20 protein-coding genes are annotated in these 20,097 nt (G+C 36.6%); 11 read left to right on the top strand and 9 right to left on the bottom strand.

Annotated features, from left to right (window positions below; all coding sequences use genetic code 11):
- Nucleotides 1-263: 263 nt before the first annotated feature.
- The 7 genes from IV494_RS06480 (at nt 264) to IV494_RS06450 (ending at nt 7,496) form a co-directional block, all read left to right on the top strand.
- The gene (locus IV494_RS06480) at nt 264-710 is read left to right on the top strand and encodes a 6-pyruvoyl trahydropterin synthase family protein (RefSeq protein ID WP_196079320.1); all 447 of its coding nucleotides are present in this window, start codon (nt 264-266) and stop codon (nt 708-710) included.
- Between the two features lie 63 nt (nt 711-773).
- Complete coding sequence (locus IV494_RS06475) at nt 774-1,538, top strand: UDP-2,3-diacylglucosamine diphosphatase (protein WP_196079319.1); 765 nt, start codon at nt 774-776, stop codon at nt 1,536-1,538.
- Between the two features lie 85 nt (nt 1,539-1,623).
- Nucleotides 1,624-2,037, top strand: a complete 414-nt coding sequence (gene uraH / locus IV494_RS06470) for a hydroxyisourate hydrolase (RefSeq protein WP_196079318.1) — start codon at nt 1,624-1,626, stop codon at nt 2,035-2,037.
- 94 nt (nt 2,038-2,131) lie between these two features.
- The gene (locus IV494_RS06465) at nt 2,132-3,166 is read left to right on the top strand and encodes a LuxE/PaaK family acyltransferase (RefSeq protein ID WP_196079317.1); all 1,035 of its coding nucleotides are present in this window, start codon (nt 2,132-2,134) and stop codon (nt 3,164-3,166) included.
- Nucleotides 3,167-3,178: 12 nt separating this feature from the next.
- Nucleotides 3,179-3,718 carry a hypothetical protein gene (locus IV494_RS06460; protein ID WP_196079316.1) on the top strand — a complete coding sequence of 180 codons (540 nt, stop codon included), beginning with the start codon at nt 3,179-3,181 and terminating at the stop codon, nt 3,716-3,718.
- A gap of 52 nt (nt 3,719-3,770) precedes the next feature.
- Nucleotides 3,771-4,508, top strand: a complete 738-nt coding sequence (locus IV494_RS06455) for a DUF4230 domain-containing protein (protein ID WP_196079315.1) — start codon at nt 3,771-3,773, stop codon at nt 4,506-4,508.
- Nucleotides 4,509-4,628: 120 nt separating this feature from the next.
- Nucleotides 4,629-7,496: an alpha-amylase family glycosyl hydrolase gene (locus IV494_RS06450; protein WP_196079314.1), complete on the top strand. Its 2,868-nt coding sequence runs from the start codon at nt 4,629-4,631 to the stop codon at nt 7,494-7,496.
- 297 nt (nt 7,497-7,793) lie between these two features.
- Here the strand turns inward: IV494_RS06450 and IV494_RS06445 are convergent, their stop codons facing one another.
- The 3 genes from IV494_RS06445 to pfkA all read right to left on the bottom strand — a co-directional run bounded on the left by IV494_RS06445 (nt 7,794) and on the right by pfkA (nt 11,284).
- A complete protein-coding gene (locus IV494_RS06445; protein WP_394368401.1) occupies nt 7,794-8,600 on the bottom strand; it encodes an oxygenase MpaB family protein in 807 nt (268 codons plus the stop codon).
- A gap of 660 nt (nt 8,601-9,260) precedes the next feature.
- Nucleotides 9,261-10,265, bottom strand: a complete 1,005-nt coding sequence (gene gap / locus IV494_RS06440; RefSeq protein WP_196079312.1) for a type I glyceraldehyde-3-phosphate dehydrogenase — start codon at nt 10,263-10,265, stop codon at nt 9,261-9,263.
- Nucleotides 10,266-10,297: 32 nt separating this feature from the next.
- A complete protein-coding gene (gene pfkA / locus IV494_RS06435; protein WP_039354368.1) occupies nt 10,298-11,284 on the bottom strand; it encodes a 6-phosphofructokinase in 987 nt (328 codons plus the stop codon).
- A gap of 91 nt (nt 11,285-11,375) precedes the next feature.
- Between pfkA and IV494_RS06430 the strand changes: the two genes are divergently transcribed.
- The 3 genes from IV494_RS06430 (at nt 11,376) to IV494_RS06420 (ending at nt 15,882) form a co-directional block, all read left to right on the top strand.
- A complete protein-coding gene (locus IV494_RS06430; protein WP_039354367.1) occupies nt 11,376-11,729 on the top strand; it encodes a hypothetical protein in 354 nt (117 codons plus the stop codon).
- Nucleotides 11,730-11,897: 168 nt separating this feature from the next.
- A complete protein-coding gene (locus IV494_RS06425; protein ID WP_196079311.1) occupies nt 11,898-14,354 on the top strand; it encodes a TonB-dependent receptor in 2,457 nt (818 codons plus the stop codon).
- A 193-nt stretch (nt 14,355-14,547) separates the two neighbouring features.
- Nucleotides 14,548-15,882, top strand: a complete 1,335-nt coding sequence (locus IV494_RS06420; RefSeq protein WP_196079310.1) for a trigger factor — start codon at nt 14,548-14,550, stop codon at nt 15,880-15,882.
- Nucleotides 15,883-15,952: 70 nt separating this feature from the next.
- Here IV494_RS06420 and IV494_RS06415 read toward each other — a convergent pair whose 3' ends face one another.
- Genes IV494_RS06415 through IV494_RS06405 form a run of 3 tightly spaced genes read right to left on the bottom strand, consistent with a single transcriptional unit; the run spans nt 15,953 to nt 18,122 of the window.
- Nucleotides 15,953-16,600: an MgtC/SapB family protein gene (locus tag IV494_RS06415; RefSeq protein ID WP_196079309.1), complete on the bottom strand. Its 648-nt coding sequence runs from the start codon at nt 16,598-16,600 to the stop codon at nt 15,953-15,955.
- Nucleotides 16,601-16,623: 23 nt separating this feature from the next.
- Entirely contained in the window at nt 16,624-17,208 is a 585-nt protein-coding gene (locus IV494_RS06410) for a DUF3109 family protein (RefSeq protein ID WP_196079308.1), read from the bottom strand.
- A gap of 5 nt (nt 17,209-17,213) precedes the next feature.
- Nucleotides 17,214-18,122 carry a DUF6427 family protein gene (locus IV494_RS06405; RefSeq protein WP_196079307.1) on the bottom strand — a complete coding sequence of 303 codons (909 nt, stop codon included), beginning with the start codon at nt 18,120-18,122 and terminating at the stop codon, nt 17,214-17,216.
- Between the two features lie 42 nt (nt 18,123-18,164).
- Between IV494_RS06405 and IV494_RS06400 the strand changes: the two genes are divergently transcribed.
- Entirely contained in the window at nt 18,165-18,398 is a 234-nt protein-coding gene (locus tag IV494_RS06400) for a DUF6341 family protein (protein ID WP_196079306.1), read from the top strand.
- Between the two features lie 80 nt (nt 18,399-18,478).
- On the opposite strand, the gene IV494_RS06395 is transcribed toward IV494_RS06400, so the two are convergent.
- The 3 genes from IV494_RS06395 to IV494_RS06385 all read right to left on the bottom strand — a co-directional run bounded on the left by IV494_RS06395 (nt 18,479) and on the right by IV494_RS06385 (nt 20,084).
- The gene (locus IV494_RS06395; protein ID WP_196079305.1) at nt 18,479-18,913 is read right to left on the bottom strand and encodes a universal stress protein; all 435 of its coding nucleotides are present in this window, start codon (nt 18,911-18,913) and stop codon (nt 18,479-18,481) included.
- A gap of 93 nt (nt 18,914-19,006) precedes the next feature.
- Nucleotides 19,007-19,615 carry a fumarylacetoacetate hydrolase family protein gene (locus tag IV494_RS06390; protein ID WP_196079304.1) on the bottom strand — a complete coding sequence of 203 codons (609 nt, stop codon included), beginning with the start codon at nt 19,613-19,615 and terminating at the stop codon, nt 19,007-19,009.
- A 46-nt stretch (nt 19,616-19,661) separates the two neighbouring features.
- The gene (locus tag IV494_RS06385; protein WP_196079303.1) at nt 19,662-20,084 is read right to left on the bottom strand and encodes a putative signal transducing protein; all 423 of its coding nucleotides are present in this window, start codon (nt 20,082-20,084) and stop codon (nt 19,662-19,664) included.
- Nucleotides 20,085-20,097 lie beyond the last annotated feature (13 nt).

Genomic DNA, 20,097 nt, shown 5'->3' with positions numbered 1-20,097 from the left:
CCTTTTTGGGAAGGGTTTTTTTTTTTGGGCGTGTCTTTCGCAGCCGCATTTCCCACGCAAAAGACCGCGCTTTCCGTTACAAAACGAGGAACGAGTTTCAGCGATTCAGATAAAAGAAATAAATGTTGGAGTCAATCTTTTTTGAGACAAAAAAGGATTTCCACTGCAATTGCTCACGCAAATGGGATTTCAAAATTGAGTTCAGGAATAATTGAAAAAATTTTATCCATTAAAAAAGTTCAAACTTTCATTATCTTTGCCGCATGATACGCATCACCAAGATTTTTACTTTCGAAACAGCCCACGTTCTCTACAATTACGACGGCAAATGCAAGAATATGCACGGACATTCCTATAAACTTTTTGTCACCATAAAAGGAACTCCGATCAACGACTTAGACCATCCAAAAAATGGAATGGTTGTCGATTTTGGTGACATCAAAAAAATTGTGAAATCAGAAATTCTCAATGTCTGGGATCATGCCGTAATGCTGAATGGAACTTCTCCGCACAAACAATTGGGTGAAGATCTGGAAAATCAAGGTCATAAAGTAATTTACTGCGATTACCAGCCAACGTGTGAAAATATGTTGTATGATATTGCCGCTAAAATAAAAAAGCAACTTCCCGACACAGTTTCTCTCGCTTATCTTAAACTGCATGAAACCGAAAACTCCTATGGAGAGTGGTTTGCAGAAGATCAGGATTAATTTGAAAATTCAATAATTTGAAAATTTGCTAATTTGTAAAATTAGAATAAATCGCAGAACGATATGAAAATCGACCTTCAATCCAATAAAAAAATATATTTCGCTTCCGATCAGCATTTTGGTGCACCGACGCCGAAAGAAAGCAAGGTGCGGGAAGAGAAATTTATCCGTTGGTTAGATGAGATAAAAAACGATGCGCAGGTTTTGTTTTTGATGGGCGATCTGTTTGATTTCTGGCACGAATGGAAACACGTCGTTCCGAAAGGTTATATTCGAGTTTTAGGCAAACTGGCAGAATTGAAAGATTCAGGAGTAGAATTATACATGTTCGTGGGCAATCACGACTTATGGATGAAATCTTATTTCGAAGAAGAAATCGGTTGCAAGGTTTTTTTCGACAAACAATATTTCGAGATCAACGGAAAAAACTTCCTACTTGCGCACGGCGACGGTTTAGGTCCCGGAGATAAAGGATATAAAAGAATGAAAAAACTCTTCACCAATCCTTTTGCACAATGGGCTTTCAAATGGTTGCATCCCGATATTGCGATGAAAATTGCCATTTACGCATCCACGAAAAACAAGATGATCTCCGGTGAAGAGGACAAAGCATTTCTGGGCGAAGACAAAGAATTTCTAATCATTTATTCCAAAGAAAAACTGAAGACTGAAAAGATAGATTATTTCATATACGGTCATAGACATTTACCAATGGTCTTGCCATTAGAAAATGGTAAAGCTTCCTACATCAACCTTGGTGACTGGATTTCTTACTTCACGTACGGGGAATTTTCCACTGATTTTGAGTTGAAGACTTTCGAAAACTAAAAATTCAAGGCATTATCTTTGCCAATGTGATTCGAATTCAATCTGTGGTAAAAAAGTTACCACTTATAACATCTTAATTTATTTTATGAAAAATTTAATTTTTGCATTCTTTTTTGCAATGATCTCAACCGTAGCTTTCGGACAGAAAAAAGAAATGACTTACCAACTTTCCAGTCACATTTTAGATGTGTCGAAAGGAATGCCTGCTCCGGGTGTAACCATTAAACTGGAAAAATACAATGAAAAAACTAAAGTTTGGTCTTATGTTGACGAAAAAGTAACCGACAAAAGCGGTCGTGTTCCCAATTTTTTGCCGAATGATAAATCGAACTTAGGGATTTACAAATTGACATATTTAACAAGCGATTATTTCAAAAAAATGAAAGAGGAAAGTTTTTATCCTTGGGTTGAAGTTGTTTTTGAACTAAAAGATGGTGAACATTATCACGTTCCGATCACGCTTTCAGCATACGGATATTCGACTTACAGAGGAAACTAAGAACAGTTTTTTCTTCAAATAAAATTTTTTCAGCGGAATTCAATAATAAATTTTGAATTCCGCTTTTCTTTTGGGACTTTTGCCCCATCAAAATATGAACGAGATCTTCAACATACAAACCGAAGCCGATTTCCAGCAGAAATGTTTGGAAACTTTTCAATATCAGTACAATAATATCGAGGTTTACCGAAAGTTTGTAGACTATTTAAATATCAATCATAATGACATTCAGGAAGTAGAAAAAATTCCTTTTCTGCCAATCGAGATGTTTAAAAATCATACGATTTTAGACCAAAATAGAAAGACCGATTTGTATTTTCAAAGTTCAGGAACGACGCAGATGAATCTATCGAAACACTGGATTTCTGATGAAAAATTGTATCAGGAAAGTATTCAGGAAAGTTTCGAACAGTTCATTGGAAAAGCGGAAGATTATATTTTTTTAGGCTTGTTGCCAAGTTATCTGGAAAAGCAGAATTCCTCTTTAATTTATATGGTTGATTTTCTGATGAAAAAATCTGGGAAAGCAGAAAACGGATATTTTCTCTACAATCATGCGGAACTTTTTGAAATTTTAAAGGAACTTTCAAAGCAAAATAAGAAAGTCATTTTGTTCGGTGTTGCTTTTGCCCTTTTGGATTTTTTAGATTTTGCTGAAAATAATCATCACATTATCGAATCATCAGATCAACTCGTCATCATCGAAACCGGTGGAATGAAAGGACGCAAACAGGAAATGACGAAAGATGAACTCCTAAATATTTTCCATAAAGGTTTCGGAACGGATAAAATTTATTCCGAATATTCGATGACCGAATTACTTTCTCAAGCCTATTCTTTAGGTCAAAATATTTATGATTGTCCAAACTGGATGCGGATTCTCATTAGAAATACCGAAGATCCTTTTTCTTACGTTGAAGATGGACGAAACGGCGCTATCAATATTATAGACTTGGCAAACCGGCATTCCTGCAGTTTTATTGCGACGCAGGATTTGGGCAGAATCCAAACAGAATCTGAGATTTTTCGTGGTGCTCAGAATGACAACGAAATTTTTACGAAACCATTTCAGGTTTTGGGAAGAATCGACCATTCCGATATTCGGGGTTGCAGTCTGCTCGTTTCATAATTTTATAATTTCATGCTTAAAGTAGAAGAACTTACCTATAATTATATTGCTCAATTCTGTGATTTTGAGAAAGATCTCGTATTGACAAATCATTTTCATTCTGATTGGGAAGCTGATATTTTGATAATTAATGAAGATGGAATGAGTCACGAAATTGAAATTAAATTTTCAAAAGCCGACTTCAAAAATGATTTCAAAAAGCAGTATCAAAATCAACAAACCAAAGAAAAGTTTTTAAAACACGATAAAATTTCGTGTGGCGATTATCCCTGCAATTATTTTAGTTTTTTGGTGCCGCAAGGAATGCTGGATCCAAAAAAAATCCCGGAAAACTGTGGAATCATCGAGTTTGATCACAATCCTGATTCCTGGGAAACGACTTTCTATGAAATTCGAAAACCATCAAAAGTTCACAGCGATCCTTTCTGGAAATTTTTCGATAAAGATCTGCTTTTAAAGATTATGGCACGAAATCTCTATTACAAGAAATTAGAAGCAAAAGGGAAATTTGAAGAGCTGATTTTGCCACCCATGTTTGTGGCCAAAAAGTAATAAAATCGCTTTTTCAAAATCCTTACCTTTACTTAAATTTAAAAAAATGAAAATGAATAAAATCAAAATAGTTCTTTGGTCATTTGGGATTTTAATGATCATTTTCTTGGGATTTTTCTTTTATCAGATGACGCAAAGTCAGAACATTAATTCGATGATGACGATCTTAATGTTAATTTTAGGACTTATTCTTGGCGGCGTGATCGCGTTCTTAGCTTCAAAAAAAATGACTTCCGAACCGAATGTTATTACTGAAAGTTCTCACACGATCGCAGAAAGCATGCGAAAAGTTTTTAAAGTTGTAGCTGCTGAAGGTCATTTCAACGAGATCTATAATTACGAAGAAACCACGAAACTTTTAAAATTTATCCCTTCCACAAAAAAAGCTTTGGTCATTATTCAGGCAAAAGTTTTAATTGGTTATGATTTCGAAAAATTTCAATGGGAAGTTGATGAGCAGAACAGAAAGGTGAAATTGCTTAATTTCCCCGCCCCAGAAATCCTTTCCACCGAAACCGATTATAAATATTATAATATTGAGGAGCAGTTTTTCAATCTTTTCAGCAAAGATGATCTGGCAAAAATTCAGCAAAACGGGAAACAGCAAGTGATTGAAGCCGCAAAAAAATCACACCTTCCGGAAGTTGCTGCAGAACAAATGCAAATGCTCTTAACCGAACTTTTAAGCGGTAAAAATTTCATGCTTGAAAATTCTTCTAAAATAATGGAAAGCAAAAACCAAATCAGTTATCATCCCCTAAATTCGGATGAGCGAAATGGTACCCGCTAAATATCATTTTGAGACGATAAGAGGGGGAAATTAAATTGTAATTTTATTGTAAAGTTTTGTAGTAATTCGTTGGTTCTTAGATAACATTTGTTATTTTTACCATCTTAAATTTTACGCAAAATGAAATATTTTTACACGTTTTTTCTGGCAGTATTCCTGCCATTTCTTGCTTTGTCACAGCAGAATATTACATACTCGGTCAATCCTGCAACTTTTAACGAAACTGAAGCGATCACCACCACTTTTACAGTAAATGAAACTGCTTTCGGTGTTGCTTCCTCACATGATCTTTATCTGTGGGCTTGGTCCATTGATTCGAATAATGTTCAGGTAGATTGTCCAACGAACGGAGCTTGGACTGCCTCAAATCCTGTCAACAAATTAACGTACGTTTCGAGTGCAGGTTCTACAGGAACTTATACTTACAACATCAATACGGTAAAATCTTTTTTTGGAAACCGAGCGAATCCACTAGCGAAAATTGGTTTTTTGGTAAAAACAGTCAGTGGCAATGTTCAGTCTCAGGATATCTTAGTAAATGTTGGAAAATTTCAGTTTAATTTAACCAATCCAGTTCCCGGAAGCACTAATGTTGTTACTGCAGGAACGGTCATTAATATTACAGGAACTTCTTCCCTGGTAGCAGATTATGTCGTTAAAGCCAATGGAACTCCGGTTTATACAAGTACAAGTTCTTCTACAACTTTAAATTTTCCTTACACCGTAATACAGGATGCAGCCATCGATGTTGTAGCAACGAATCCGGGAGATGCGTCTTCTGTGACGAAATCATTTACGGTTTCGCTTGCAATTCCTGTTCAAACTGCGGCGATCCCAGCTTATATGAGACAAGGAATTACTTATGATCCTGCAGATCCTACGAAAGTAGGTTTGGCTTTATATGCGCCGGGAAAAGCTTATGTACACGTTATTGGAAGTTTCAATAACTGGACGGTAAGTGCGCCTTATCTGATGAAAAGAGATACGACAAATCCTAATTTGTACTGGACTGAAATCACAGGATTAACGCCACAGCAGGTTTATACTTTCCAATACAGAACTGCAGACGGGATTAAAGTAGCAGATCCTTATTCGAGTTTGGTGCTTTCACCTTATGATGATCAATACATCAATCAAAATGGAGTAGTTTATCCAAATCTACCTGTTTATCCGGCGGGTCAGAACTTCGAAGTTTCCGTGGTTCAAACTGCAAAACCTGCTTATAACTGGACCATCACGAATTTTGCAAAACCTGCGAAAGAAAATCTGATCGTTTATGAATTACTGGTAAGAGATTTTACGACTGAAAAAACCTGGCAATCATTGATCGATAAGATCACTTATTTAAAATCTTTAAAGATCAACGCTATCGAATTGATGCCCGTAATGGAATTTGATGGAAACAGTTCGTGGGGTTACAATACCGCTTTTCATTATGCTTTAGATAAAGCGTATGGAACGCCGGAAAAATTTAAAGAATTTATTGACCTGTGTCACCAGAACGGAATCGCGATCATTTTAGATATTGCCCTTAATCACGCAACAGGGAGAAGCCCGATCGAAAGAATGTGGATGATCGATCCGGATGGTGATGGTTTCGGTGATCCGGCTCCAGATAATCCTTATTTTAATCAGGTTGCTAAACATTCTTACAGTGTGTTTAATGATTTCAACCACTCAAAACCGGAGACCAAATATTACGTGAACCGCGTTTTGGAACAGTGGATCAAAGAATATAAAGTAGACGGTTTCCGTTGGGACCTTACCAAAGGATTTACACAAGCTTGTTCTGCGGGTGATGATGCCTGTACAAATGCCTATCAACAGGATCGTGTAAACATTTTGAAAGGATATGCTGATTACCAGTGGAGTTATGATGCGTCATCTTATATTATTTTCGAGCATTTAGGAACTGATTCTGAAGAAGCGCAGTGGGCAAATTATAGAATTAGTGAAGGAAAAGGAGTAATGATGTGGGATAAAGAAACAAGTCCTTATAACCAGAATACAATGGGATTTGCTCCAAACAGCAATTTCAACAGGGTAAAATATACCGCACACGGTTTTTCAGACCGACGGGCGATCAGTTACGGGGAAAGTCATGATGAGGAAAGACTGATGTACAAAAATCTGAATTTTGGTGCTTCAACAACAGGTTATAATGTGAAAGACCTAGCGACTTCGCTCGAAAGACAAAAAGCTTATGCAGCGGTTTTCTTAACTGTGCCAGGACCAAAAATGATCTGGCAATTTGCAGAATTAGGTTTCGATAAAAGTATTTTTACCTGTGAAAACGGAACCGTAAATACAGATGTAGATTCAATACCGGGAGATTGTAAATTAGATCCTAAACCATCAGCTTTTGGACTTAATTATGACACGAATGCTGCCAGAAAATCGGTTAAAGATACTTGGGCAAAAATTTTAGAATTGAGATTATCCAGCGAAGTTTTCAATACAAAAACATTTACAGTAGAATCAGGAAATTTAATGCCGAGAATTTACATCAGCAATGCAACTACTGCAAGTGCTTTGAAAAATGTTGTTGTATTAGCGAACTTTACTTTAACGACTCAAAATATCGTCCCAGATTTTCCTTATGTGGGAAGTTGGTATAATTTGATGGATAATTCATCATTCACTGTTTCCAGCACAACTACTCCGATCACCATTGAACCGGGCGGATTCAGAATCTTCGGAAATGCATCTGCATTGGCAACGAATGAAACAGGACAAAACAAAAATGCAGTTTCATTAATGCTTACCAAAAATCCTGTAAGCAACGGAACAGCTTCTGTTCGTTATACGAATGCGAAAAATGGGTCGATTGCCATTTACGATCTATCAGGAGTTTTAATCAAAACAGTTCAGGTTTCGAACGATAATGGCGATGAAAACATTTCGATTAATGGCTTAAAAACCGGAATGTATTTAATGCAGTTGAAATCTGAAAAAGGCGTTGCCGTTACAAAAATGATTGTTCAGTAACTTTATATTCAAATTAAATTGGGAACGGTTCGCAGATTTTGCGAACCGTTCTTGTTTTGAAAATGTATTTGTAATTTTTAGGAGAATTAGATGTTAACCTGTTCTTTTAAAGTTTAAAATCAATAGGAACGGGCTTTAGCCCGTTTGGCAAAAGATAAAGTTCAAACGGCTTTAGCCAAAACCTATAAACCTTTTATCGTCAATGTCAAAACTAAAAATAAATTTTAAACTTAAAGAAGTACATTTAAAATTTATAATATTCGTTTAAAACTCAAAAAGTAACCGTTTATAAATGTTTTAATAATGAAAATCTTTCGGCGTATGTTTGATGTAATCATCGAGAACTTTCTGCTGTTGTAAACTTCCCATTTCTACAAGCTTTTCGTATTGCTGAAAGTTCCGCAGATAAATCTTTTGGGAAACCAAATTTCCTCTTCTGACGATTTTTGGAAAGATCGAAAATGCTTTTCTAGGTTTTGGAATTTGCAAACGATCATTAATTTCTCCATCCAACAAATGCCAGTTCATGCTTTGATGAAGTCTTAGCAACATTTTTCGCTGAAACGGATGTTTGTAAATCGTATTGTCTAAATTTTCCTGGAGCAAAGCCTGAGCAAGGTGCGCCGAATCTTCATCGCCTTTATCCTGAATGGTGGTCCACCAGTAAAACTGTTCAACTGCTTGCTGACGGTTTTCGGGTAGAAATTCTGCAGGAATTCCCAATAAATAGCCGATGTATTTCCAAAGGTGAAAAAGTCCGGTTTCTTCTTCGGCTGAAATTTTTATTCCGAGTTTTTTTAAACCCTGCATGAATACTAAGGAAAATCCTGTATACGTTGCGATCATGTCCCAGGAATTAATCGGTTCTCCCCAGTTTTGAAAATCCCAGTCGGTTTTTTCCTTGATTTTCAATCTTGCGTATGAATGCATCAATCTTGTTCTTACGATCAATTGATAAGCTTCAGAATTCGGTTTTAAAGCATTTTCTCGTGTAACATGAACCCAGAATTCCAGCGTGTCTTTCAATCTTTTAACGGCGCCTTTTTTTAAAGCTCCGGTGAAGATTAAAGGTTTGTTAAGGTAAGCAAAATCATAACCGCCCATCAAAGTGAAATCCCGCAGAATGATCAAACCATTTGCACCGGTCCGCATACAGAATCTGGCACCGACATTGGCTAATTTTTCATCGAACCAGTCGGGAATATCCTGTGTTTGAAGAAAGAATTTTTTTAGACTTTCCGGAGCTTCTTCATTTTCGGAAATGGGGTTTTCTGAATATTTTTTTATCAAAGAACTTGCTTCGTTGTAGGGAAGTTTCAGATAGGTTTCTTTCACCACTTCATCTCCCAGATTATCGACTTGGTGATAAAGGGGTGCGAATTTCTGAAAGGTTTGAAAATCTGGATTTATATTCGACCAATCCAGCAATTCTTTGCCGTTTCCTTTTTCCCAATAATTGATGAAGTGTAGTGAATTTTGGAATTTTGGTTTCATACTTACTATTATTTAACTTGAAGATTTCTTACCCTTATCAAATTACGGAATTTTTCATCAATTTTTGAGCCGAGTCTTTCAACTTTGCGGAGTTTGCAATAGGGATAGAAGTGGAAATCCTTTTTTGTAAAAAAAGATTGCAACTGATAGCCCGACCCGAGTTGTGGTTTTTGCGTTGGCGAGGGGATTGCCCAGATCATCACACAAAAAAAACCTCCCGAATTTCGAGAGGTTCCTATTGCTAATTGCTTATTACCAATTATTTATGTACTATAGAGAAGCTGAATGTACCAACAAATCAGCTAATTTGTTAGAATATCCCATTTCGTTATCGTACCAGGAAACGATTTTCACGAAGTTTGGAGACAACATGATCCCAGCATCTTTATCGAAAACTGAAGTTCTTTTTTCTCCTACGAAATCCTGAGAAACTACGGCATCTTCGGTGTATCCTAAAATTCCTTTTAATTCACCTTCTGAAGCAGTTTTCATTGCCTGACAGATTTCTTCGTAAGAAGTTGCTTTCTCTAATCTTACCGTTAAATCAACTACAGAAACGTCTGCTGTTGGTACTCTGAAAGACATTCCGGTTAATTTTCCGTTCAAAGCTGGAATTACTTTTCCTACCGCTTTTGCAGCACCTGTAGAAGAAGGAATGATATTGTTCAAAGCAGAACGACCACCTCTCCAGTCTTTCATTGAAGGTCCGTCAACAGTTTTTTGAGTTGCAGTAGTTGCGTGTACCGTTGTCATCAGACCTTCGATAATTCCGAAGTTATCATGCATTACTTTTGCGATCGGCGCCAAACAGTTGGTTGTACAGGAAGCATTAGAGAAAATCGTGATATCGTTTGTCAATTCTTTATGGTTAACTCCCATTACGAACATTGGCGTATCATCTTTTGGTGGAGCTGAAAGAATTACTTTTTTTGCACCTGCGTTGATGTGTGCTTGAGCAGTATCTTTGGATAAAAATAAACCTGTAGATTCTACGATATATTCTGCGCCTACTTCATTCCATTTTAAGTTGTTAGGATCTCTTTCTGCAGTTACGCGAATATGTTTTCCATTTACAATAAGGTCATTTCCGGAAACAGAAACTTCACCTTTGAATTCTCCGTGTACAGAATCATATTTTAACATATATGCCATATATTCGGCATTGATAAGGTCATTGATTCCTACTACTTCGATATTTTCTCTTTCCGCCATTGCTCTGAAAACAAGACGTCCAATTCTACCGAATCCGTTAATTCCTACTTTGATTGTTGACATAATTTTATTTTTATATTAAATTTATTGTTAAATTAAATTGCGAGAATTTCTGATATTTTCAGTAATTCCTGATCCATTTCGTTGTGTTTTTTGATGGCTTCGTCGATCGAAGTGAAGGTTAATTTATTCGACTGCATTCCTGCCATCATATTCGTTTTACCGTCCATCAAACCGATCACTGCGCCGTAACCCAATCGACTTGCCAGTACGCGGTCTGCACAACTTGGTGATCCGCCGCGCTGAATATGACCTAAGATCGCAACCCGAATATCGTAATCTGGAAAACCAGCCTGAGTCGCTTTTGCGATATCGTAAATACTTCCTAATTTTTCCCCTTCTGCCACTACAACGATACTTGAAGCTTTGCCCGCTTTTTCTGCTCGCTCAAATCTTGTAAAAAGATCTTCGATACTGTCTTTTTTTTCTGGAATTAAAATACCGATCGCGCCGGTTGCCAAACCACTGTTGAGGGCAATAAAACCTGCATCGCGTCCCATTACTTCCACAAAGAAGATCCTGTTGTGTGAGGTTGCGGTGTCCCGAATTTTATCGATCGCTTCCATCGCAGTATTGAGTGCAGTATCGTAACCGATCGTGTTATCGGTACCGAAAATATCGTTATCGATCGTTCCGGGAACACCGATTACTTTAATTCCGTATTCTTTATTGAAAACTTCTGCACCTCTGAAAGTTCCGTCGCCGCCGATACAGACCATACCATCAATGCCGCGTTTTACACAGTTCTCGTAGGCTTTTTGTCGGCCTTCTTTTGTTTTGAATTCTAATGATCGTGCAGATTTCAAGATGGTGCCGCCTTCTGTAATTATATTTTTCACAGAGCGAGGTCCCATTCTCGTAAAATCGTCATTAATTAAACCGTTGTAACCTTCCCGAACTCCGTAACATTCTATATTATAATAACTTGCCGTTCTTACGACCGCTCTTAATGCGGCATTCATTCCCGGAGCATCGCCACCGGATGTAAAAACTGCAATTTTTTTTACAGCACTTTCTTTCATACATTAAAATTTCAGCACAAATTTACGAAAACAAGTTTAAAGATTAAAGCTTTGTTGCATAACATTTGGTAAAAATGCCTAGTTTTGCAGAATGTTTAGAGAAAAAAAATTCAAAAGAATTTTCGCTGCCTTTTTTGGAAGCGTTTATCTTTTTGTGGCTTTATTTTCTCAAAATTTTCACCATCATGGAAGTGCGGAGGTTTTCAAAGATTTTCATTTTAAAAAATCAGAAAAAACTTTTACAACAAGCACGATGACCGAAGCATATTCTGAATGTCTTTCCTGTCATATTCTTTACTCCGGAAATTCTCTGGTTCCACAGGATTTTCAGTTTAGTTTTTCTAAAAGTGTAGATTTTCAAGAGCAGATTTTTGCGTATCAACAGCGATTTGCCAAACGGGAATTTTTCTATTTACAACTTCGGGGTCCACCCAATTTTATTTAAAATTTTCACCGGTTTAAAAACAACTTAGCTTTCCATATTTTGGAAAACCTCTCTGTGTTTTCTGTCGGCATTCTCCTGTAATTTACATTAAAAATAAATTCTCAGGGGATGAATTTCCATTATTTGCAGCAAATTCTTTTTGTTGCAGCAACTTTAAATAAAAATTAAATGAACTTTAAATATATAATCAGCCTAATTTTTGGCTTAGCTCTTGGTTTTTTCGGATATGCTCAAAACTCTTTAACAGGTAAAGTAGTTGATCTGAATACCAATAAACCCATCTCAAAAGTTAAAATTACAATCGCCGATCTTCACAATTCTATACTAACTGATGCCTCGGGAAATTATACCTTCACTAACATTCCAGCCGCAGAATATCTGGTGGAAGCAAATGTTACCGGTTACAAGTCTTACTCACAAACCGTAGCTGTACAGGGAGCAACTGTAGAAGATTTCAATTTAGATAAAAGTTCCACAGAAATCGCGGAGGTCGTAATTACCGGTTCTTCGAAAGCCACGCAAATTAAAAAGTCACCTCTGCCAATTGTGAGTATTAACAAAGAATATCTCACCACCAATCTTTCTACTAATATTATTGATGCGATCGCAAAAATTCCCGGTGTAAGTACGGTTACAACGGGTCCAAATATTTCAAAACCTTATATTAGAGGTCTTGGTTTCAACAGAATTCTGACTTTATATGACGGAGTTCGGCAAGAAGGGCAACAGTGGGGTGATGAGCATGGAATTGAGGTTGATGATTACGGCATTGATAAAATAGAGATCATTAAAGGTCCCGCGAGTTTGATGTACGGATCTGACGCTTTGGCGGGAGTTGTTAATTTAATTCCGACGAGTACAGGACCGGAAGGAAAAATATCGGGATCTGCACTGGCGGAATACCAGAGCAATAACCGGCTGTTAGGAAGTTCACTATTTTTAACCGGAAATAAAAACGGTTTCGAATATGGTGGCAGATTTTCTAAAAAACAAGCGATCGATTATAAAAATTCCATCGACGGCAGAGTTTACAATACAGGATTTAATGAAACTGCAGCAAATGTTTTTTTCGGCGTTCATAAAAAATGGGGATTCAGTCATTTGAATGTTTCCCTTTTCGATGATCTGCAGGAAATTCCCGACGGCAGCCGGGATTCTCTTTCCAGACAATTTACCAGCCAGATCACCGAAGCCGATAATTTTCGACCGATCGTAAGTCAGAGAGATTTAACATCTTACAATATTTCGGTAATTCACCAGAGAGTTCAGCATTACAGAGCCTACCTTCGAAATAGTTTCTTTCTCGGAAAAAGCAGGTTAGATGCCAATTTTGCTTACCAAAGCAGTCGCAGAAGGGAATACAGTCATCCGGAAGAACCTTATCAGGATACGCCGGGACTATTTTTAAAACTGAATACCTTTAATTATGATCTAAAATATTATTTGCCGGAATTTGATAAATGGGCAATCGTTTTTGGAGTAAATGGGATGAATCAAAATAATTATGTTCTTAGCGGAACCGAATTTGTGATCCCTTCTTACAGCCAGTTTGATCTGGGCGGATTTATTTCCATCAAAAAAGACTGGGAAAAACTAAGTTTAGCAGGTGGGATCCGTTACGATCACCGAAAATTTAAAAATGATGAATTATTTACGAAACCTAATCCTGTAAGTGGTTTTGACGAACCGGTTTATGGAAATGACCGAGTTGGTGCAGATCACCCTTTTAGTAATTATTCTGCCAATTTTGATGGCGTGACGGGAAGTTTAGGCGGAAGTTATGTGTTCAACCGAGCCTGGTCGATAAAAGCCAACATAGCGCGCGGCTACAGAGCACCGAATATTTCAGAAATTTCTGCAAACGGAGTCCATCCGGGAACGGGATTTTTTCAGATCGGGAATTCTGCCTTTAAACCTGAATTTAGCAGTCAGGCAGATTTTGGCGGAACTTATTCCTCCAAAGTTTTGAATATTGGCACCAGTTTATTTGTGAACCAGATCGATAATTACATCTATAACTCCCGTTTGCAGAATGCTGATGGAAATGATATCTTAAGTGAAAGCGGCGGTCAGGAATATCCAACATATAAATTTCAGCAGGGAAAAGTTTTACTTTACGGCTTAGAAGGTAACATTGATTTTCACCTCATTAAAAATTTACATTTCGAAAATTCTGCCTCTTTGATCTATGGGGACAATAAAAGTTTTACCGGCGCAGAAAGAAATAATGACAATAAATATGTGCCGCAGATGCCGCCATTCCGTTTAGTTTCAGAACTGCGTTATGATCTGCTCGAAAATTCTAATCTATTTTCGAAAACATTTTTAAAATTGCAGTTACAATACACAGCGACGCAGGACAGAGTTTACAGTTATGACGATACAGAAACGCCAACCAAAGGTTATTCTCTCATCAATCTTGGTTTTGGAACGTCCTTAAAAGACAGAAACGGCGCCAACATTGTTGATGTGTATTTTCTGGCAAATAATTTATTTGATGTCGCTTATCAGGATCATTTAAGCAGATTAAAATATTTCGAGCAATATTCATCGTCGCCAAACGGACATCTTGGCATTTACAACATGGGCAGAAACATCAGTTTTAAACTGGTCAAAACATTCTAAAATTGGGGACGGTAAAATTTAAGGAGGAAAGTACGATTCGGAAACACTTTTTACTTTTCCGTAACCTGATTCAGGCTGCATCTTTCCAAAATTTAAGCTTATCAATTGATTTTTAACGTTTATTAGCATTTTATCGTCCTCAACTTTTAAAAAAAAATTCCTATTTTTGCAACCTAAATTTCAATTAATTATAATGAACGTTACAGCTACAAATCATGACGACGTAAGTGCTTTACTTACCGTTACATTAGATAAGTCGGATTACAAAGAAAAAGTTGAAAAGCAATTGCACAACTTTGCGAAAAATGCACAGGTTCCTGGATTCAGAAAGGGAAAAGTGCCATTGAGCATGGTGAGAAAACAATATGAAGCAGGTATTGCTTTTGAAGAGATTAATAAACAGGTTTCTGAAGCTTTGAACGGTTATATTAACGATAATAATTTCAGATTGGTTGGTCAGCCGGTTCCGCAGCCTGTTGAAGAATTAAATCATAACGCAGAACAGTTGTCTGTTGCTTTTGAAGTTGGTTATGAACCAGAATTCAAAATTGATCTTTCTAAATATGAAGCGCCTCACTACAAAGTAGAAGCTTCTGATAAAGAGATCGGACAAAGTATCGAGAACATGCAGAAGCGTTTTGCTGAGCAGGTTCCGCAAGATGCGATCGCAGACGATTCTACCATTGCTTTAGAGATCAGCCAGGTTGTTGAGGAAGGAGCAGAAGGAGAACACCAGCACGCGCCAAAAAATATTACGATCGATGCGACTAAAAAAGTGGCTTTCGAATTGGTGAAATCTTTGAAAAAAGACGAATCAGTGAAAGTTTCAAAAGCTGATCTGGCTGCGAACGAAGAGTTGGCAAAGGAATTAAGTTTTAATGCAGAAGAAGTTGAGCATTTACATCACAACGAGATCGAAGTGAAAGTAAAAGATTTCTTCAGTTTGAACTTAGCTGAATTGAACCAGGATCTATTCGATAAAGTGTACGGAAAAGATACTGTGAAATCTGAAGAAGAACTGAAAGCGAAAGTGAAAACTGAGTTGGATGAATATTTTCAGCAAAATGCAGATGTACATTTCGTAAACAAGGTTTTGGAGCAGATCAACGAAAAAGAAGATGTAAAACTTCCGGAAGCATTTTTGGTAAAATGGTTAATGCACAGCAATGCAAACATCAATGATGAAAACCAGGCTAAAGAAATTTTGGAGGCTGAAAAAAATCAATTGAAATACCAGATCCTCGAAGGTAAATTGATGAATGATAACGAAATCAAACTGGAATATTCTGATGTTTTAGCTCAAGCGGAACAGTTGGTAAGAAATCAGTTGGCGATTTACGGAATTCACCATTTGGGTGATGATGAAGTTCAAAAATATGCGATCGAGATGCTGAAAGATCAGGAGCAGGTTCGTCAGATTTCTTCTGAAGTTGGAATGGCTAAATTGAAAGATGTCATCCTGGAAAAAGCGTCTAAAAAAGAAACTAAAATCTCTCACGACGAGTTTTTAGAAGAATTGAAAAAGTAATTGTACTTTAATAAATATAAAATCCGTTTCAGCAATGAGACGGATTTGTTTGTTTTAAAAAATTTTATTCTTAATAGGTAAAAGCTTCCAGATCTTTATTACTGATGAGATAATCTTCTAATTTTTCAATTGCCGACGAACTGATATGCAGATCTACGGTAATCTGGATGAAATTATTATTATTTTTCTCAAATGCAACTTCCGTAACCTCACTTGCAATGCCTCTAAGCTCTTTCAAAATTGATTTCTTAGTAAAAAACCGTTCCGTAGTTAGAGTGAATTTCAAGATCTTATTGTGATAATGCGGCATGTACCGTTTCGTTAAATATTTCGCAGAATAGATAATGATCAGGGCACAAATTAAAAAAGTATAAGCAATATAAACCTCGCCAAAACCAATTGCCATTCCAATTGCAGAAGCGATCCAGATAATTCCGGCGGTTGTTAATCCGTAAACATTAAATCCGTTTTTGAAGATAACTCCGGCTCCAAGAAAACCTATTCCACTTACAATATAAGATGCAATTCTTGTGGGATCGCCTGTTCCCGAAAGTTTGTAGGAAAGAATTGAAAATAAAGTCGAGCCCAGCGTGATGACCGTAATCGTTTTTAAACCTGCAGATTTGTCTTTCATTTCTCTTTCAAAACCCAGAATCAAGCCGGCGATCAAAGAAATAATCGCTTTGTAAACATCTAAAAATTCGAAATGTTCTGACATTTTTATTTAAAGATATAAATTATTTAGGAACCGTATTCGATTTTCCATTCATCAGCTGCATCGCAAAGTGTTTTATAAAAATCTTCGCCATATTTTCGGATCAAAGGAGTTTTCAAAAATTTGTAGATCGGAACCTTTAATTCTTTTCCTAAAATACAGGCATCGTTGCAGATTTCCCATTTGTGATAATTAAATGCAGTGAAAGTTCTGTATTCATCAACACGGATCGGATAAAGGTGGCAGGAGATCGGTTTTTGCCAATCTACAGCTCCGTTTTCATAAGCTTTTTCAATCCCACATTTCGTAATTCCTTTTTCATCAAAAATTACATAAGCGCATTCTGCTCCATTAACCATCGGTGTTACATAATCGCCGTCTTGCGGATCGATCGCCCAGGTTCCCTGTTCTTCCAGAGCTTTTACTCCTTCCGGACGCAGATAAGGTTTAACCTGCTCAAAAATTCGGTCAAGGATTACTGTTTCATCTTTATCTAAAGGAGCTCCAACATCTCCCGCTACACAACATGCACCTTTGCATTTGCTCAGGTTACACACGAATTCTTCAGAAAAAACATCTTCAGAAATTAATTTATCTTCAATTTGAATCATTGTTATTAAATATTAAATTTAAAATAATTGGCGAGTTTGAAAAGGACGAGGGAGAAAATTATCAACCAAAGTCCCATTTCTTTCATCCAGTATTTGGGCAGAAATTTGAGCATTCTACTTAGTATGATCGAAGCCGGAAGCGCGAGCAAAAGTAAGTATTCATAATGATTTCCCATGTACAGCACGATGGTAATTAACTGCGCTAGAGAAAAAATGAGCAGAAAAGTATATTTAAACTTACTGGTCGGACTTTTTTGATTAAAATTCCTGAAATGATCCATCATTGCGTGAAGCAATAATAAACCAATGGGCAAAAGCCAGATCAGATTGATAAGATGTTTGGAGATTTCAAATTGACCAAAAGGGAAATAAACCGGATTCCAGGAATTCATTCCCAAAAAATAGGCGATCCCGAAATAAGACATTGCAATGAGAGAAATGCCAAAGATCAAACGGAAAAAATGCAAACCAACCTTATCTGAAGTCCCAATAATATGCAGAATTACAAAAAGTGTCATCGGCCAGGTTGTGGGTAGAAAAATAAAATTGATCGCCAAAATAGCTCCAACCAGAATATAGGAATTCTTGCGAACAACCATATCGATATTCGTTAAAAGCAGCAGTATGATCGAATTGGTGAAGAGGGAAACAGCAATTCCGATATCCAGATCACCAAGATAAAGGGAAAAAATAATGACCGTATATAAAAATAAAGGAAGATGTGTTTGATAATTAAGCGCGATCGCATTAAAACAGAAATAACCCAGTGCAATTCCTGCAAAAGTAATGACTGCCGAAAAAACATCTAAGGTATTGAAATCGAGAAAGTTGAATCCGATCACAATTAAGAGAAGAACGCCAATGTAAACAGGTATTGAAAAAATATTGCTTTCTTTTGAAAGTAATCGAAACATTTTTTATAAATTTGTGCAAAGTTAATTTAAAAAAGGAAAATAATGACATCAATATTTCTATTAATAAGCAGGTTTTTCAAATGGTCGTTCGGGTTTTTCGACTTTGCAGCCAACTTTGTAAACTGGATTTTATTCTTCGTAGCAACTGCATTATTTTGCTATTGGTGTTATGTTTTGATCTCTACTTTGGGTGGAAACAAAGATAAGGAATACCATTCACCAACTGAAGGTCATTTTCCTTACTATGACCCAAAAATTTACAAAAAGGAAAGCTAAATAATTGATACCTATTTTTATTATAAGAATCCCGAAATTGCAATAATTTCGGGATTTATTTTTGTAAAAATATCAGGTTATTAATGAACAGGGATTACCAGAACAGGAATGGTTGCGCGTCGCGTTAATTCTTTGGTCAAACTTCCAATAAAAACGTCGTAAATGCCGCTTCTCCCGTGGGAACCCATCACCATATATCCTGCATTTTTTTCCTTTGCAAAATCTAAAATAATATCTCCTGCGATACCTTGTTTCAGCAAATGTTCACAATCAACGCCTTCTGCTAAAATACGTTGCTGCAGATTATTAAGACTAAAAAGTTCTTGTTTGATCTCATTCTGTTCAACTTCCGGGAAATATTGAAATCCCATATCGCCAATTGCAAAACCGATGTCTGCAGGTGCAACGTGAATAAGGCAAAGCTTACCGTTGATCTCTTTTGCAAATTTTATTGCTCCTTTTAGCAAATCCTCAGTAGAATCTCCGAAATCTACAGGTAAAATAATATTAACCATGGTGTTTAATTTTGTTGATTAAAGTTACGGTTTTTTTTCCGTAATAAAAAAAGGAAGTGCCCTAAATCGGTTATTAGCTTCGTTTTTTGAGACTTATTGAATCCTTAGATCAAAAACTTTTTTATCTTCCAGGAAAGCCTCTAAATTATCGTTCTCTGCTACTTTCCCAACTCCTTTTGGCGTTCCGGTGAAAATTAAATCTCCAAATCGCAAAGTGAAATATTGCGACACAAATTCGATAATTTTTTCCGGAGAAAAAAGCATCATTGAAGTATTACCTTCCTGAACTTTTTCTTTGTTTTTTAGTAAAGAAAAATTAAGATTTTTCATATCGAAATCTTCTTTTTTAAAGAAATCAGACAAAACAGCACTTCCATCGAAGCCTTTCGCCAGTTCCCACGGTAGTCCTTTTTCCTTTAATTTGCTTTGAAGATCTCTCGCTGTAAAATCGATTCCCAAACCAATTTCCTCATAATATTTATCGGCGTTTTCTGCCTGAATATATTTCCCTCCTTTTGATATTTTCAAAACAACTTCCAGTTCGTAATGAATGTCATTTGAAAATTCAGGAATATAGAAATCGCTGCCTTTTTTTAAAACTGCCGTATCGGGTTTCATAAAAATAACGGGATTTTCGGGGATTTCATTTCCCAATTCTTTGGCGTGTTCAGCGTAATTTCGACCGATGCAAATTATTTTCATAGCGATATAAATATTTTTAAAATTGAGTTTTTTCTATTTTTAAAGGTTAAGCCTGAAATTCATTATCGCAGTAATAGCAATGGTAAAGATGACTCGGAGCCTTGATCGGAAATCCTAATACCAATAGCGAAACACCAAACAATCCACCGGGATTTTCGTCGCGATACAAATGATTTGATCCGCATTTCGGACAGGTAAATTTGAAATCAGGATTTGAGATCGTGTGCTCAACTTCTAAGGAAGTATGTTCGTTTTCCAGGAAATTCTTTAAAATTTCAGTTGCTTTTTCTTTTTGATCTTCAAAAACCTGAAGTTGAATTCCACCCAAAGCTTGCGATAAAAGCCAGTCTGACTGAATGGTTTGTTCATTGGCAATAAAACTTTCGAGACCATTATTCTTCAAAATCTGCTTGTCGCGATTGGCTTCAAGACTGTTGGTGTAGTATTTAAATTTAACAAGTGATGCCATAAAACGAGGTATT

The organism is Kaistella gelatinilytica, from assembly GCF_015679325.1.
In the GTDB taxonomy this organism is placed as follows: domain Bacteria; phylum Bacteroidota; class Bacteroidia; order Flavobacteriales; family Weeksellaceae; genus Kaistella; species Kaistella gelatinilytica.
The sequence above is the reverse complement of the archived record's forward strand: the minus strand, read 5'-3'. Positions and strand labels throughout refer to the sequence as shown.